This window comes from Bradyrhizobium sp. SZCCHNS1022 (genome assembly GCF_032484835.1).
Classification (GTDB): Bacteria; Pseudomonadota; Alphaproteobacteria; order Rhizobiales; family Xanthobacteraceae; genus Bradyrhizobium.
The window spans coordinates 401,785-416,198 of record NZ_JAUETT010000005.1 but is presented as its reverse complement, the minus strand read 5'-3'; the positions used below and the strand labels follow the sequence as shown (position 1 = coordinate 416,198).

At 64.2% G+C, this 14,414-nt stretch carries 15 protein-coding genes; 6 read left to right on the top strand and 9 right to left on the bottom strand.

The features are described from left to right. Positions 1–2: 2 nt before the first annotated feature. Together QX071_RS27355 and yidD are read right to left on the bottom strand one after the other, a co-directional pair. On the bottom strand, positions 3–185 hold the full coding sequence (locus QX071_RS27355; protein WP_315705112.1) for a hypothetical protein: 183 nt from the start codon (positions 183–185) through the stop codon (positions 3–5). A gap of 124 nt (positions 186–309) precedes the next feature. Further along, the gene (yidD, locus tag QX071_RS27350; protein ID WP_315705113.1) at positions 310–660 is read right to left on the bottom strand and encodes a membrane protein insertion efficiency factor YidD; all 351 of its coding nucleotides are present in this window, start codon (positions 658–660) and stop codon (positions 310–312) included. 268 nt (positions 661–928) lie between these two features. On the opposite strand from yidD, the gene QX071_RS27345 reads away from it, so the two are divergent. After that, entirely contained in the window at positions 929–1,825 is an 897-nt protein-coding gene (locus QX071_RS27345; protein WP_315705114.1) for a hypothetical protein, read from the top strand. A 213-nt stretch (positions 1,826–2,038) separates the two neighbouring features. On the opposite strand, the gene QX071_RS27340 is transcribed toward QX071_RS27345, so the two are convergent. Further along, the gene (locus QX071_RS27340; protein WP_315705115.1) at positions 2,039–2,506 is read right to left on the bottom strand and encodes an iron-sulfur cluster assembly scaffold protein; all 468 of its coding nucleotides are present in this window, start codon (positions 2,504–2,506) and stop codon (positions 2,039–2,041) included. Between the two features lie 185 nt (positions 2,507–2,691). On the opposite strand from QX071_RS27340, the gene folE reads away from it, so the two are divergent. The 4 genes from folE to QX071_RS27320 all read left to right on the top strand — a co-directional run bounded on the left by folE (position 2,692) and on the right by QX071_RS27320 (position 6,479). After that, a complete protein-coding gene (gene folE, locus QX071_RS27335) occupies positions 2,692–3,402 on the top strand; it encodes a GTP cyclohydrolase I FolE (RefSeq protein WP_315705116.1) in 711 nt (236 codons plus the stop codon). Positions 3,403–3,440: 38 nt separating this feature from the next. Further along, positions 3,441–3,872: a phosphoribosyl-AMP cyclohydrolase gene (gene hisI, locus QX071_RS27330; RefSeq protein ID WP_315705117.1), complete on the top strand. Its 432-nt coding sequence runs from the start codon at positions 3,441–3,443 to the stop codon at positions 3,870–3,872. Between the two features lie 151 nt (positions 3,873–4,023). Next, complete coding sequence (locus QX071_RS27325; protein ID WP_315705118.1) at positions 4,024–5,016, top strand: transglycosylase SLT domain-containing protein; 993 nt, start codon at positions 4,024–4,026, stop codon at positions 5,014–5,016. Positions 5,017–5,303: 287 nt separating this feature from the next. Next, positions 5,304–6,479 carry a DUF2336 domain-containing protein gene (locus QX071_RS27320; protein WP_315705119.1) on the top strand — a complete coding sequence of 392 codons (1,176 nt, stop codon included), beginning with the start codon at positions 5,304–5,306 and terminating at the stop codon, positions 6,477–6,479. Between the two features lie 123 nt (positions 6,480–6,602). Here QX071_RS27320 and QX071_RS27315 read toward each other — a convergent pair whose 3' ends face one another. The 5 genes from QX071_RS27315 to QX071_RS27295 form a co-directional block, all read right to left on the bottom strand. After that, entirely contained in the window at positions 6,603–7,187 is a 585-nt protein-coding gene (locus QX071_RS27315; RefSeq protein ID WP_315705120.1) for an Hpt domain-containing protein, read from the bottom strand. A gap of 126 nt (positions 7,188–7,313) precedes the next feature. After that, complete coding sequence (locus tag QX071_RS27310; RefSeq protein ID WP_315705465.1) at positions 7,314–7,859, bottom strand: response regulator; 546 nt, start codon at positions 7,857–7,859, stop codon at positions 7,314–7,316. 121 nt (positions 7,860–7,980) lie between these two features. Beyond that, positions 7,981–8,760, bottom strand: a complete 780-nt coding sequence (locus QX071_RS27305; protein ID WP_315705121.1) for an NAD kinase — start codon at positions 8,758–8,760, stop codon at positions 7,981–7,983. Between the two features lie 226 nt (positions 8,761–8,986). After that, positions 8,987–11,140, bottom strand: coding sequence for an adenylate/guanylate cyclase domain-containing protein (locus QX071_RS27300; RefSeq protein WP_315705122.1), 2,154 nt, complete (start codon positions 11,138–11,140; stop codon positions 8,987–8,989). Between the two features lie 13 nt (positions 11,141–11,153). Next, the gene (locus tag QX071_RS27295; protein WP_315705123.1) at positions 11,154–11,816 is read right to left on the bottom strand and encodes a hypothetical protein; all 663 of its coding nucleotides are present in this window, start codon (positions 11,814–11,816) and stop codon (positions 11,154–11,156) included. 251 nt (positions 11,817–12,067) lie between these two features. On the opposite strand from QX071_RS27295, the gene QX071_RS27290 reads away from it, so the two are divergent. Further along, complete coding sequence (locus QX071_RS27290) at positions 12,068–13,642, top strand: S10 family serine carboxypeptidase-like protein (protein ID WP_315705124.1); 1,575 nt, start codon at positions 12,068–12,070, stop codon at positions 13,640–13,642. A gap of 160 nt (positions 13,643–13,802) precedes the next feature. Here QX071_RS27290 and QX071_RS27285 read toward each other — a convergent pair whose 3' ends face one another. Then, complete coding sequence (locus QX071_RS27285; protein ID WP_315705125.1) at positions 13,803–14,354, bottom strand: tetratricopeptide repeat protein; 552 nt, start codon at positions 14,352–14,354, stop codon at positions 13,803–13,805. Between the last annotated feature and the right edge of the window lie 60 nt (positions 14,355–14,414).

Below are 14,414 nucleotides of genomic sequence, written 5' to 3'. Positions count from 1 at the left end.
GCTCACCAATGCACGTTCTGGCTGGGAACGATGAATCCCGAGGTGTTGGGAGGCAGGGCGGTGGAGTCGTCGAAATAACGCCACGCGGCGACGATCACGATCAGCAGAGCGACGATAGCGATGAGATCGAGCTGTCTGCCGTCGCGGCGGACGGGCGAGAATTTGGGGCTGATTTTCCAGCGCATTGTTGTGTCCTCCCATCGGGAAGCATCAAATCAATGCGAGGATCGGAACAAAGTTCCAGGGCGCGGTCTTTGGTCGTGAATGCGCCGCAGCAAATGGAGCGATCGTCCTGGCTGATGCAGGACGTCACCTCGGTGTCGAAGGATCGTTGACGCCGCGCCAGCGCGCATAGCGCCACGGCAGATACCAGCGCGCGCCGGCTGGCGCGGCAAGCGGAACATTGTCGATGCCGGAGGTGCCAAATGGCTGGCAACGCAGCAGCCGCGCCAACGTCATCCAGCCGCCGGCCCACAAGCCGAACCGCTCGATCGACTCATCAGCATAGACCGAGCAGGTCGGCAGATGACGGCAATTGTACCCGACCAGAGGCGAGAGCGTGTGCCGATAGACCCAGATCAGCGCGCGGGCCATCCGGCGTGGCACACGGGACAGGAGCGCCGGCTCGTGCTGGTGAGGATGGGAACATGCGTGCTTCATGGGTGAATGCAGGACTCGTGAGCGGAGCGGTGCATAGTTCCCGAGCGGGGAACCGGAACTCGCGTATTTTTGTGCTTATGTGATGCAACTATCACACGTTTTTAGGGGCAGCGCAGCGATCCGCGGCTGGACGGTAAGGAATTGCCCGGATAGTTTTTCCTGACGTCGGTGTGACAGAATAAATAATGCATCGAGGTGGAACTTGCCACGTTTTGACTGGCCACGCGTGACGGCGCGGTTTGGATCTGAGATTGGGTAGGGGGGCGAATTGGACGTGAAGCTGCTGCGGTCGCGTATTTTGCGCTGGACGCTTCTGAGCGTTGCAGCGGTCGGAACCGCGCTCGGCGGCGCGATGATGTCAGCCTCCAACAGTGCCCAGGCAGGGTCCTCGCTTGAGGAGCGCAAACAGCCGATGCGCTTCAGCTGGGTCGCCTGTGAGCCGAATTGCGGCTGGGTCAGTGCGGTCGGCATCATCACGGGGGACAGCCCCAAGGATTTTGACGATTTCTCCAAAACCCGCGATTTGACCGGCACCACCGTGGTGCTGGATTCGAGCGGCGGGTCGGTCAATGATGCGATCGCGCTCGGGCGCCGGTTCCGCGAATTGAAGCTGCGAACCACGGTAGGCATCAGCGTGCGTGGGCGCCGTCCGGGCGAGGCCGCGCGGATCACGCCGGAGGCCTATTGCGAATCGATGTGCGTGTTCCTGCTGCTTGCCGGCACCACACGTTACGTGCCGGAGCGGGCGCATGTCCGCGTGCACCAGATCTGGATGGGCGATCGTGCCGACGATGCCAAGGCCGCAAGCTATACGGCGCAGGACATGATGATCGTCGAGCGCGATATCGGCCGCCTTGCGAAATACACATTCGATATGGGAGGCGCCGGCGATCTGTTGTCGCTCGCGCTCAACGTGCCGCCGTGGGAGGACCTGCATGAGCTGTCGCACGGCGAACTCGGGCTCACCAACCTCGTGACGACCCAGATCGCTGCCGACGTGTTGCCCCAGGGGAGGCCCGCAATTCCGATGGCGGAGCTCACGCCAAAGGGGCAGGACCGTTTTGGTGCTGCGAGCCCTGACGCCGACAAGGCGCCGCTCAAGTCGACGCGGACCGCGGAGGCGGTTGCCCCCGCTAGCACGGGCGCCACGACGCCGGCGCAATAGCTTCCTGCATACGGCCCAAGCCCGGACCGGCCTCATGGTTCGAGACGCGCCGCAAGCGGCGCACCTCACCATGAGGGTTTGCCATTTTTCGCAAAGCGGGCCTCGTCCTGAGGAACTCGCCGGAGGCGAAGTATCGAAGGACGGTCGCGGAGAGAATCGGCGGCCGCGTTTCTTCCCATATGCGATAACCCTGCCCTGAGAAGGGCCGGCCATTCACCCCTGCGCCGCCGCCGGCTCCTTGCCCTTCGCCGCCGCTTTCGCCTCGATCTGGTTGATCGCATCGACCACGGCATCGAAGGTCAGTAGCGTCGAGGCGTGTCGCGCCTTGTAATCGCGTACCGGCTCGAGCAGGGCGATGTCGGCCCATTTGCCGTCCGGAGGGGCGCCGTTCTCCTTCAGCATTTTGCGCACCGTTTCGCGCAACTCGCGCAGCTCCTGCGCGTTGGAGCCGACGACATGGCGGGCCATGATCGAGGAGGATGCCTGGCCCAGCGCACAGGCCTTCACGTCATGGGCAAAATCGGTCACCACCGGCCCCTCCATCTTGAGATCGACCTTGACGGTCGACCCGCACAGCTTGGAATGCGCCGTGGCGCTGGCGTCGGGGTTCTCCAGCCGCCCCAGCCGCGGAATATTTCCTGCCAGTTCGATGATCCGTTTGTTGTAGATGTCGTTCAGCATGTGCCTGACGTCCCGGAATTACCCACCCGGGCGGCCTTGGCGGCCCGGTTTCATCGCCCTATATTGGGACTATATGGAAACGATTGGCGGAAAAACCAGCCAAATCCTTCAGGCGTCCGGCGCTGAGGCGCCCCGTCTGCCGGTGACACTCCGGTCGGATCGCCGGCCGGTCGAACGGAGTTGAGATGGACGCTTTGATCAAGACCCTGCGTACGAACAAGCAAGACAACAAGGCGCTCGAAGGCAAATTGCCGGAGGCTCGCCCCGCCGACCTCGATCCGACGGAATTCCTCGCGGCCGCCGTGCGCGCCGACCGGGCGCGTCCGTCGCGCGCCGAGGCCGAAGCCGCCGTCTATACGCTCCTCAATTATATCGGGGAGGATCCGTCCCGCGAGGGGTTGGTCGATACGCCGCGGCGGGTAGTTGAGGCCTTTGACGAGCTCTATCAGGGCTACCATCTGTGCCCGGCCGAGGTGCTCGACCGCACCTTCGGCGAGACCGCCGGCTACGACGATTTCGTGCTGGTCCGCGACATCGAATTCACCTCGCAATGCGAGCACCACATGATGCCGTTCTACGGCAGGGCGCATATTGCCTACACGCCGGTCGAGCGGGTCGTGGGACTCTCAAAGCTCGCGCGGCTGACGGACATCTTCGCGCGTCGCTTGCAGACTCAGGAACATCTGACCGCGCAGATTGCGGCCGCGATCGACGAGGTCCTCAAGCCGCGAGGCGTTGCGGTCATGGTCGAGGCGGAGCACACCTGCATGTCGGTGCGCGGTGTGGCCAAGCATGGTGCGGTGACCTTCACCAGCCGTTTCACCGGGATGTTCCGCGACAATCCGGCCGAACAGGCGCGCTTCCTCTCCATGGTGCGCGCGCCGCAACGTTATTAGCGCCAGGGATTGGCGCCAGAAGGCCCAGGCAGAAATTCGTGTCCGCGACCTCAGATCACCTTGAGCGCGAGGAGGGGCTTTCCTTCCTTCCGCGATTCGACGCCTCCGGCCTCGTCACCTGCGTCACGACTGATGTCGCGACCGGCGAGGTGCTGATGGTCGCGCATATGAACGACGAGGCGCTGCGGAAGACCGTCGCCACCGGCGAAGCTTGGTATTTCAGCCGCTCGCGCAATGCCTTGTGGCGCAAAGGTGAGACTTCGGGTCAGACCCAGCGCGTCATCGAGATGCGCACCGACTGCGATCAGGATGCGGTCTGGCTCCGGGTCGAGCAGCTTGGGGCGGCCTGCCATACCGGCCGCCGCTCCTGCTTCTACCGCAAGGTGGACAACGCGGGCGACGGCTCGGCGCGCCTGTCCTTTGTCGATGCCGACCGGCTGTTCGACCCTTCGGCGGTGTACCGCAAGTAAGCCAAAGGCCGCATCCACTGCGGAGGCGCTCGGTCATTGGCCCGCCATATCGGGCAATCTTAACCCGTCATTAACCATGCCCGCCGCAAGTTGCCGGAGGTTTCCGGCGCGTTGGTCTGCCAAGATTCCTCTGCGAAAAGCGGGTCACCTGATGTCGGTCGACGCATCCAATTCCTCGTCCACGGGAATCCTCGATACTGTCCGGGCGCGCGTCGCCGGCGCGATCAAGCAGGCCGCCGACACGGTCGGCACGAGCTTCGAATATCTCTTGTCCACCGCCAAGATGGAGTCGGACTTCAATCCGACCGCGGGCGCATCGACTTCCTCGGCGCACGGCCTCTACCAGTTCATCGACCAGACCTGGCTCGGCACCGTCAAGGAGGCCGGCGGTCAACTCGGCTATGGCGACTACGCCGATGCCATCACCAAGACATCGTCCGGCGACTATACGGTCAACGATCCCGCGATGCGTCAGGCGATCATGAAGCTGCGCGACGATCCGCAGGCGGCGTCCGCAATGGCTGCGGCGCTGACGCAGTCGAACAGCTCCCAACTGACTGGGCTGATCGGCCGGCGGCCGAGCGATGCCGAGCTCTACATGGCCCACTTCATGGGGGTGGGCGGCGCGGCCAAGCTGATCACCAGTGCGCAGGACTCGCCGCAAGCATCCGCGGCGCGGCTGTTTCCGAATGCCGCCGCCGCCAACCGGCCCATCTTCTATGATCGCGACGGCCGGGCGCGCAGCGTGTCCGAGGTCTATTCGGTCCTGACCTCCCGCTATTCCGGCGCAGCCAACTCAACGGCCACCCGCGGCGCACTCGCGCTGTACGGCGGTTCGTCAGCGGGCTCAGGTGCGCTGCCGACGACGGACACTGCGACCTTCCTGTCGATGTTTCCGGACGTGCGCGGCTCCGGGCAGGCCGCTCCGACGAGCGCGGACGGTTCGAGCGCGAATAGCGCGCCAATGGATCCGACGTTCCGCTCGCTCTTCCAGGTCGACGGTCAATCGTCGCAGGCGGTGTCGGCATCGGTACGCGAATTGTGGGGCACCTCGTCGGTCGCCAGTACCTCGTCGACGGGGCAGGGCAGTGGCGCACGTCCGCTCGATCTATTCAGCGATCCCCAGGGCACATTCTCCGGTTGACGCACCGATTCTCGGCCGACAACTTTCTTCGCAGTCTTCGTGGACAGCGGGCGGCCTTCGGCTGCCCGCTTGCTATGTGTGCGCGAGGTGTCTCCGAATTGCGCGCAGGAGTGCGCAAAGAACGTCGTTGATCTGTATCATGATACAGCTTCGGACGTGGTCACTTAATAAAACGTCAATAATACCAGTCACTTATGGTGAACGCTTTGTTAAGCGTCGTGGTTTATTTTCGGTGCTGTTGAGGCCAAGTCAGGTCTCCTGAACAAGTTGCGTAAGCCGGAAAGACCATGATCGTTCGGCAGTTTCTTAGTTGGGTTAGAACCGCGCCAGCCGGTGAACGCGCAGAGGCGGGCCGGGCGCTGGCGCGGGCCTGGCTGATCTCGGACCTCACCGATGAGGACCGCGCCGCCGCCGAAGGCGCGCTGTTGATGCTGCTGGACGATCCTTCGCCGCTGGTGCGGCAGGCCATGGCAGAGGTCTTTGCCCGATCGGGCGAGGCGCCGGCCGCCATCGTTCAGGCGCTCTCGTCGGATCAGCCCTCGGTCGCCGTTCCCATCCTCGAGCACTCGCCGCTGCTGATCGATGCCGACCTCGTCGACATCGTCGCGACCGGCAATTCGGAAACCCAATGTGCGATCGCCCGGCGCATCAAGTTGCCGGCTCCCGTCTGCGCGGCGATCGCGGAAGTCGGCAGCGCTGCCGCTGCACTCGAGCTGATTGAAAATCCCTACGCCGAGCTTGCGCCGTTCTCTTGGGATCGCATTGTCGAACGTCACGGCCACCTTGCTGCGATCCGCGAAGCCATGCTCGCGCTCGACGACCTGCCGGCGGCGACGCGGGCGGCGCTGGTCGACAAGCTCTCCGAGACCTTGGCGCAATTCGTCGTCGCCAAGAACTGGCTCAGTCTCGACCGGGCCGGGCAAGTCGCCAGCGAAGCGCGCGATCGCTCGACGATTACGATTGCCGCGCGCTCGCGCGGCGAGGAGCTGCTCGGCCTGGTGCGGCATCTCCGGACCACCTCGCAACTCACTGCGGGCTTGATCTTGCGGGCGCTGCTCTCCGGCAACATCGAGCTGTTCGAGACGGCGCTCTCGGAGCTCGCCGACATGCCGCGTGCGCGGGTGTCCGGATTGCTCAGGGATCGCGGCACGGCCAGCCTGCACGCATTGTTGCTCCGCGCCGGCATCCCGGAGACTACCTTCGATGCCTTCCGTGTCGCGCTCGATGCCTGTCATGAAACCGGGTTCACCGACACGCTGAGCAGCGCGGCCAATCTGCGGCGGCGGATGGTGGAGCGGGTGTTGACGCATTGCGCGACGGAGCGCGATGCGGCCGAGCCGCTGCTGATCCTGCTGCGCCGCTTCGCAACCGAATCCGCCCGGGAAGAGGCGCGTCTGCTGTGTGACGAGGTGATGGCCGAAGATTTCGTGGCCGGCATCGAGCTGGGGCTGATCGCCGCGTGAGCGACGACAGCGCATCCGGCGCGGCTCGACCTGTTATCGCCTTCCCTTAAGGACCGTGGCGATGGCGTTACAGAAGATCAACAGATCGGTTGCGCGCGGCTGAACGACGCGCTCGGCACCCCATCAAAGATGATCGCCAGGGACGATGCTGGGCGCCAGGATCGCTTCGAGATGTTCGGGGCGGTCGCGGTTGACGTGGATGAGGTATTCGTCCGCAACCTTGCGCAATTTGCGGCTGAGCTCGCGTGCCATGGTGACGCTGTCGAGCTTGGTATGATCGTGCACGATCGCATTGATGGCGTTGATGTGGTGAGTGAACAGCTCCGGCGGCACGCTGTCGAGGTCCGGGGCGTGCTCGATGATCCGGCACAGGCTGTCGGCGGCGGCGCCTGCTGAGGGATAGCCGAAGGTCGACGCATCGCCCTTGATGTCGTGGGCGGCGCGAAACAGTTCGTCGCAGGCCTCCTGGTCAAAGCCGTTCTTCACGATCGCCGCATAAGCCCTCGACAGGCGTTCGGCTTCCGTCACCATCCAGGACTTGAACTCACCGGAGAGGTCGGCGAGCGCGGCTTCCGCGCGGGCAACCGGATCGTCGAGATCCTGGTCGTCGACAGGGCGCAGGACCTTTTTCAAGGGGTTCGGCTGGGTGATGACGTGGTGATTGGCGTAAGTCTTGACTTCGATCGCCGGAGCTTTCTGTTTCGCCATCGGATTTCCTGCGCTGCGCCTTCCTAAGAGAACGCGTTCGACTGCTCGCTCAATCTGATACCTGAGTTACGCTTACGCGGAGCGCCGTTTCCCAGTTTGCGTTAATGCCGCCTCACTGGTCCGCCGCTAAAGCGCTGAACGCGCTTTATCCAGAAGTGACGGTTGCTGAAGGATTTCGGCTTCGCCGCCGATCCGGCGCTCGGGGCCGATATAGGCGGTGCTGGTGTTGCGGCGACGATCAGGACCGAAATAGGTCTTGGTCTTGATGAAGGGCCGGGGATTGGCGACCACGTTGAGGATGCGCTGGTACAATCCCTTGGCGGAGATCGGCTTGGCCAGGAATTCGGTCACCCCGGCATCGCGGGCTACCGTCACGCGCCGTTTCTCCGAATGCCCCGTCAGCATGATGATCGGCGCGAATGGATTACCCTTGGCTTCGGGCTGGCGGATCATCTGCGCCAGTTCGAGCCCGTCGAAGATGGGCATCGCCCAGTCGGTGATGACGATGTCCGGAACGTAGTGGGTATACATTTCCAGCGCGGTGGCACCGTCTTCGGCCTCGTAGACTTCGCGCGCGCCGAACGAGTGCAGCAGCGTCCGCAGGATGCGGCGCATGTGGGGATTGTCGTCGCAAACGAGGAAGCGCAGCTTGTTGAAATCGATACGGAACATTGGCCGGCCTGCAGGGGGGACCGATTGAAGCGGTATACCTGCTTTAACCATAAAGGTTCGCGGGTTAACGAACGGTTTGCGGCGCAGACGAAAGCGTCGAAGGCCGCCGGCAGCGCGCGGCTCAATAACCGAATTGTTCGCGCAGAATGCGCTCTTCGAGGCTGTGACCGGGATCAAACAGCATCCGCATCGAGATGGTCTTGTCGGACAACACCTCGACGCGACGCACGTCGCGCACTTCGTCATGATCCGCGACCGCCGCAACCGGCCGCTTGTCGCCCTCGAGCACCTCGATGATCACGTAGGCCGTGTTCGGCAGCAGCGCGCCGCGCCAGCGCCTCGGCCGGAAGGCGCTGATCGGCGTCAGCGCCAACAGGGCTGCATTGATCGGCAGGATCGGGCCCTGGACCGAGAGATTATAGGCCGTGGAGCCTGCCGGGGTTGCAACCAGCACGCCGTCCGCGACGAGTTCAGGCATGCGTTCGCGCTCATCGACCAGGATGCGCAGCCGCGCGGCCTGATAGCTTTGCCGGAACAGGGCCACCTCGTTGATGGCGTGATGAATGTGAATTGTGCCGTCGACATCGGTCGCCCGCATCAGAAGCGGGTGAATGAGCGATTCCTGCGCCGCGGCCAGGCGTTCGCGAAGGTCCACCGTGCTGAACTCGTTCATCAGGAACCCGACGGTGCCGCGATGCATGCCGTAGATCGGCTTTCCCGTGCGCATGTGTTCGTGCAGCGTCTGCAGCATCAGCCCGTCGCCGCCGAGCGCGACCACCACGTCGGCCGTCGTGGGATCGCAACTGCCGTACAGTTCGGTAAGCTGCTTGAGCGCGGCCTGGGCTTCGGCACTCGAGCTCGCGACGAAGGCGATGCGCTCATATCGCTTGGGCGTTGTCATGCAGTCGCAGGCTCGCTGGTCGGCTTTCGGTTGGTTTGTCGTCTAACCGACCTTGGCCTTGGTTGTCGAGATGACCGGGCCGCGAATCGTTCTTTCACGACCATCGGGCAGCATTGCGTGCCCTGCCGGCCGGGAATGAGGCTGCGGTGCGGAATGTTGCCTTGCCCAGGTTTTCAGGCCGGCGGCGGCGCGACGAACTCCTTGGATTTGCCCTGTTATGGTCTTGTCATTTCTCCTGCAGGCTCCGCACGGGATCCCAGCCGGGGCAGGGGACTTCGCACCCGGCCTGGCGGGCCCGTTCGGCGAACAGCGCGCTGGGACGGTCGGCATCGGCCGAGCGTGCGAAGCACTCGACGGCCTCTTCGCATTGGCCGGCCCGCCAATGTCCGAGACCTGCCGCATAATCGGCGAGCACGCGCTTCTGCTCTGGCGTCAGCTCCTGCGCGAAACAGACCAGCTCGAAGATCGTCAAAGACTGTTCGCGGCCCTTGACCCTGACGGTGTCGAGCTCGCGCCAGGCAAATTCGGCGCCCGCGGCTGCGACGGTGCTGTCCGAGGCGATGATGACCGTGCCATAGAACTTGTTGGCGCCTTCGAGCCGCGAGGCCACATTCACCGCGTCGCTCATGACGGAATAGTTGAAACGGCGCTGCGAGCCGAAATTGCCGACCAGGGCCTCGCCGCTGTTGATGCCGATGCGCTGGGCGACCTTGATGCCCTGGAACGCGGCCGAGGTCTGGTTGAGCTCGTCGAGCCGCGCCTTGCACGCGAGTGCCGCGCGCGCCGCATTGGTGGCATGGCGCGCATCGTCGATCGGTGCGCCGAACACGGCGACCACGGAATCCCCGATATATTTGTCGACATAGCCGCCATGGCTCTCGATCACATCGGTCATGGCCGACAGGTATTCGTTGGTCAGCGCCATCAGCGACGCAGGCGGCATCCGCTCGGCGATCTGCGAGAAGCCTTCGATATCGGAGAAGAAGACGGTGATCTCGCGGGTCTCGCCGCCGAGCTGGGGCAGCTTGTGGGAGACGAGCATGCGGTCGATCAGATGCGGCGCGAGGTAATAGGCAAAGCTCTTCTGCAGGAGCCTGCGGTCCTTGTCGCTGACCATGAATCGATAACCGATGATGGCAGCGAGCGCGAGCGCTGCGGCCCCGAACGGCTCGCCGAGCGGTAGCACATAGGCGTGGTTGAACAGTGCTGTTGCGAGGCCGGTATAGAGCACGGCCAGCCCCAACAGCGCGGCTGCGGCTGTGGCGGGCTTGGCCAGGCGTGCCAGCACGGCGGCAAGAACCGCAAAGGCGAGGGTGAGTGCGAATGTGCTGGGCCATCCAAGCTCGATTGCGGCCTCGTGCCGGATCAGGTTGTTGATCGCGGTGGCGTGGATATAGACGCCCGCGATCGTGCTCCGCGCGAATGTCGCTGCGGTTTTTCGCTCGGCCAGAGCGCAGCGCGGCCGTCGTGCCCCCTCGGCCCGGGTGGCGAAGCGCTTCGAGGTCAGACGGCGGTCCTCGATGCCGACCGTGCCGATCAGGACCACCTTGCCGGCAAACTCGCGGCGGAAATAGTCCTTGTCCCCGTTAACCGCACAGGCGCGCAGGTCGGCAAAGGAATAGGTCGGGATGTCGTCGGCGCCGCCGGCGAAATTCAACGTGATCGTATTGGCGATGCGACCGGCCGTGCCGATATCGCCGAGGCGCACCGTCCCGTCCGCATCGATAGCGGGTGAGTTGCCGCGTGCGCGTGCGGCCAGCTCCAGCGCCAGGCTCGGCACCCTCAGGCCATCGACGGCGACCGTCAGGGGGTGACGACGCACGACGTCGTCGCTATCGGTATAGGTGTTGAGCGGGCGCAGGTTTTGCTGCCGGCGGACGGCGATGCGCTGGCCCGGCGAGGGCACGATCGGCTGCTCCGCGAACACTTCGCCCAGCACGACCTTGCCGGCGGCGGCGCCTGCGGCGAGGGCACGCAGGAACTCGCGATCGAAACCACGGGTCTTCTCGCCCAAGGTGCTGTCGCCGAGCGGGATCTCGGATTGTTCGATCGAGGTCGGAAAGACGATGTCGAACCCGACCACCTTTGCTCCGCCATCGATCACCGCGCCGAGGACGCGGCCGATCTCTCCGGTCCAGGTCAGCAGCGGCGAGCCGCTGAACGGCGGCGTCGCGTAGCTTTCCTCGTCGATCGCGACCACGACGCTCGGACTTTCCTCCAGCGCGTGCCGGTTGCCGAACGCCTCGAAGCGCAGCCAGGTCAGGATGTCGAGCGACAGCCCGCGGCCACGCTCGAAGGCGGGAGAGACGAACAGAGCCGCGCTCACGAGAGCGATCGCTAGAACGGCAAGCGTGTCGCGCGCCCGGCGGCCGATCGTCACGGAGCCGCTTCCATCAATTCATCCGAATGAGGCGCCCGACCGCCGGTCCCGGGCCGGCCTTGGCCTGCGGATCCACCCGGAACACGATGCGCGAGGTTCCGAAGCTCGCGACATAAGTGCCGCCCGGCGTCAGCGGATGGCTGGTGCCGGCGAAATCGTAGAACCTGCCTTTGAACTGCCGGCCGGAGATCTCGACCTGCTGGCGGTCGCCGGGCTGATCGAGGCGTTCGACCACCAGGATGCCCCGGCCGTTGACCTCGAAGATCGGCGATGCGCCATAGACGATCGCCTGCGCGATCGGGGCGCTGTCAGGAGCGATCCCGCGGACGATGGTTGCTGCGACCTCGCTGGTCTCGGGCGCGGTAGCCTCGGCGTGAGCAGCATCGCAATTGACGATGTCGTTCTTGAGCGTGGCGCCTTCGACTTTGCTCTCTCCAACTCCCACGGTGACGCCGCCCGGTCCGCCGATGGTCTCACGGCGGCAGGATTTCAGATAGCTGATCACGAGCGCGCCGTCTGGCCCGAGCTTGATGTGCTGTCCTGGGACGACATAATCCATCAGTTCCGCCCCGGTGACGTCGCCTTGGATCTCCTCGACCAACGCGACCGGCGGAGCGGCGAAGGCCGGCGTCGCCAGAGCGATCCATCCCGCGACCATGAGCGGCGCTGTCTTCATTCATGAACTCCGTGAGCGGCGGCAGGTGGGATCCCCGATGCCCCTGGATTTAGACGCGACAAAGGGGCGATCGGTTCGAGCGCATACCATACCCGATCGCACCGGGCACTCGCCTCGATGTGACCGTCCGGGTGGACGACATGGTTTAGGTTGGCCGCACAGCTTCATTCATCTGTCGTAAGAGATCGTAACTTTCGGCCGCAAGAGTGCCGCTGTAGTGAGGGGAGGTGGTCCCCCCCTGGAGGAATGACATGGTGGTTTCGAGTTCTAAGTTGCAACGCGCCGGCTGTGCGGCCTTCGCCGGCGCTCTGTTGGTCTGGGCAGGAATTGCGCGCGCGGAGGACCAGCCACCGCCTCAAGCGCAGCAGACGACAACGCCGGCTGGACCCCGGGCGGGCTCGACCGGGGCCCGCGCCGCCAACACGCCGGCTTCGCCCTCCGCCGCCGAACAGCACAAGCTGCCGCCGGATTCCACGACCAAGCACAAGATCGAATTGCCGGGCCGCACGATCGCCTTTACCGCCACGGCCGGCTCGATTCGTCTGTTCGACGACAAGGGCGAGCCGCAGGCCGATATCGCCTATACCTCCTATCAGCTCGACGGCTCCGATCGTGCAAGCCGTCCGGTCACGTTCTTTTTCAACGGCGGGCCGGGAGCGGCGTCGGCCTGGCTGCAACTCGGCAACACCGGGCCATGGCGGTTGCCGATGGACGCCGACAGCGTCACCCCGTCGAGTCCGCCCGCGTTAGAGTCCAATGCCGACACCTGGCTGGACTTCACCGATCTCGTCTTCGTCGATCCCGTCGGCACCGGCTACAGCCGTTTCGTGGCGACCGGCGAAGACGTGCGCAAGAAATTCTTCTCGGTCGACGGCGATGTCAGCTCGCTGGCGCTGGTGGTGCGGCGCTGGCTGGAAAAGCATGACCGGCTCTCGTCGCCGAAATTCCTGGTCGGCGAGAGCTATGGCGGCATCCGCGGGCCGAAGCTCGTGCGCAATCTGCAGAACGAGCAGGGGGTCGGCATCAAGGGATTGATCCTGATTTCGCCGGTCCTCGATTTCCGCGACTATTCAGGATCGAGCCTCCTGCAATATGTCGCGAGCCTGCCCACATTCGCGGCGGTGGCACGACAGCTCAAAGGCCCGGTCACGCGTGCCGATCTCGCAGATGTCGAGCGGTACGCCAGCAGCGACTTCCTGCTCGATCTGGTCAAAGGCGAGGCGGATGCCGATGCGACAAATCGGCTTGCCGATAAGGTCGCGAGCCTCACCGGGATCGAGCCTTCAGTCAGCCGGCGCCTTGCAGGCCGCATCGACATTGCCGAGTTTCGTCGTGAATTCGACCGGCGCGATGGCAAGATCACCGGGCGTTACGACGCCTCGGTGCTGGGATTCGATCCCTATCCAGATTCCAGCTTCTATCATTTCAGTGATCCCTCGGGCGATGGGCTGACCGCGCCGATGACCAGCGCGATCGTCGATCTCACCACCCGCAAGCTCAATTGGCGGCCGGACGGCTCGTATGAGCTGTTGAGCGGTTCGGTGAACAAGGCCTGGGATTTCGGCCGCGGCCTGCATCCCACGGAATCCGTCGGCGATCTCCGCCGGATCCTCGCGCTCGATCCGAAATTGAAGCTCCTGGTCGGCCACGGCCTGTTCGACCTGGCGACCCCGTACTACGGATCGAAGATCAAGCTCGATCAGCTGCCGGCCTTCGCGCAGCCGCCACGGACGAAGCTCGTGGTCTATCCCGGCGGCCACATGTTTTATTCGCGCGATGACTCGCGGCACGCGTTCCGCGGCGAGGTCGAAGCGCTGATGAAGTAGGGGGAATCACGCGCCGTTTCGGTGCCTGCGGCCTTCGCATCGCGGGCATCGGATCGGGTCGATCCGATGCCCGCAAAACATCCGATGCCGCAAAACAAATGGCGCAACCCGAAGGTTGCGCCATTTTTTCAAGGAGGCGACGAGGAAGGAACCTCGGCGCTTAGTAGACGAGGCCGGTGCCCGGCTGCTTTTCGAGGGCGGCCGCCAGCGAGCGATATTCGTAGCTGTTGGTGCCGGCGAGCTGCGCCACCTTGCCCAGGTGATACTGCGCCTGTTCGCGGTTGCCCTGTTCGAGCTGCCACAAGCCGAAATACTGCCAGGTGCGGACGTGGTTCGGATCGTCCGCCAGCGCCTGTTCGTAGTACTGCTTGGAGGCCTCGTAGTTGCCGAGCTTGCGGTAGGAGTAGCCGATCAGGTTGGCAACGTCGGCAACGTCTTCCCGATGCAACGCCTTGAGTTGCTCGATCGCCGAGGCGTAATCGCCGCGGTCGTAGATCGTGGTGTAGGCCGTACGATAGGCGGCAAGGAATTTCGGATCCTCGATGCTCGAGCTCTTGTCGCCCTTCTTCTTGCTCTTCGTCGAATCAGAAGCCGGCGGCGCCGACGGGGTGTCGCTGCCCGCCGCGTACGCCTTCGACAGCAGCAGCGGCCCGGAGGCCACGGCCATCGAGAACAGCGCCAGCGTGGCAATCCTGATCGCAGACTTATTCATTCATCTCTCCCGAGTTCGATTGGCGATCCAACGGTAACAACTGCGACATGAACCTTCGCA